The following is a 1343-nucleotide window of genomic DNA, read 5'->3' as shown; positions in this document are numbered from 1 at the left end:
GGCTCTTCGAGCTTGAGGGGGCAATGCCTGGTCAGCGTGCCGGTGTGTCGTTGAGGTAAGACGCCCCTGGTCTCCGGAAATCTGGATGTTGCGAAGCATTCAGGATTTCGGTGAAGGAGTACCAGGGGCATGGCCGATGCTACGTCGTTGTTGTTGGGGTTGGAAGGAATGGAGGTCGTCGGGGTTTCTCGGCGCGCCGATGGATCTCGGATCGTTGATGTCGTGACGGCCGATCGGGCTGCGGCGAGGTGTCCGGACTGTCGGATTGCTTCGAGTTCGGTGAAGGGCCACGCGACAACCAGGCCACGCGACATCCGCTACGGAGATACGCCAATTCAGTTGCGGTGGAACAAGACACGCTACTACTGCCGTAACTCGGACTGTGAGCGTCGCTCGTTCACCGAATCGATCCCGCAGGTACCGCCACGACGACGCACCACCACCAGGCTGCGGACCCAGATCGGGCGCAGCATCGGTGAGGCAGCCCGCTCGGTAGCCGAGGTGGCCGCCGGGGCGGGCGTGTCGTGGCCGACCGCGCACGCCGCGTTCGCTGCCCACGCCGAGGAGGTCTTGACCGACCCGAAACCGGTGCTGGTGCTCGGTATTGACGAGACCCGCCGCGGCAAGCCCCGCTGGACGCGTGATGCCGCCGGCCGCTCCTGGCTACGCACCGACCCTTGGGACACCGGGTTCGTCGATCTCGGCGGCGCTCAGGGCCTACTCGGCCAGGTCGAGGGCCGCACCAGTGCAGCGGTCACCGACTGGCTCTGCGAGCAGACCTCGCAGTTCCGCCACGCGGTGACGCATGTGGTCATCGACCCGTCGGCCGCCTACGCCGCCGCAGTCACCGAAACGCTGTTGCCGAACGCGCAGGTGGTGGTCGATCACTTCCATCTGGTCAAGTTGGCCAACGACATGGTCACCGCGGTGCGTCGCCGGGTCACCTTCGATGCCCACGGCCGCCGCGGACGCAAACAGGACCCGGAATGGGCCAACCGGAGACGGCTGCTGACATCGCGGGAACGTCTGTCGGACAAATCATTTGCGAAGATGTGGAACGCCTTGATCGACAACGATCCAACCGGCCAGATCTTGGCCGCATACATCGCCAAAGAAGAGCTCCGCACACTGCTTGCCGCCGCTCGTGACGGCGTCGATGATGCCGAGATCCGCGCCCGTCTCTACCGGTTCTACAGCTGGTGTGCCGACACCCAGATCCCCGAGGTCACCCGGTTGGCGACCACTATCGAGACCTGGTGGCCAGCGATCCTGGCGTTCCTGCATACCGGGCTGACCAACGCGCGGACCGAGGGTTACAACCGCCTGGTCAAGCAGGTCAAACG

At 64.9% G+C, this 1343-nt stretch carries 1 protein-coding gene; it reads left to right on the top strand.

Going from position 1 to position 1343, the window contains the following annotated elements; genetic code table 11:
* Positions 1 to 129: 129 nt before the first annotated feature.
* A partial coding sequence (locus ACZ4TW_RS24015; RefSeq protein ID WP_465547029.1) for an ISL3 family transposase occupies positions 130 to 1343 on the top strand: 1214 nt, incomplete at its 3' end.

Source organism: Agromyces sp. NPDC029043 (genome assembly GCF_055564615.1).
The sequence above is the reverse complement of the archived record's forward strand: the minus strand, read 5'-3'. Positions and strand labels throughout refer to the sequence as shown.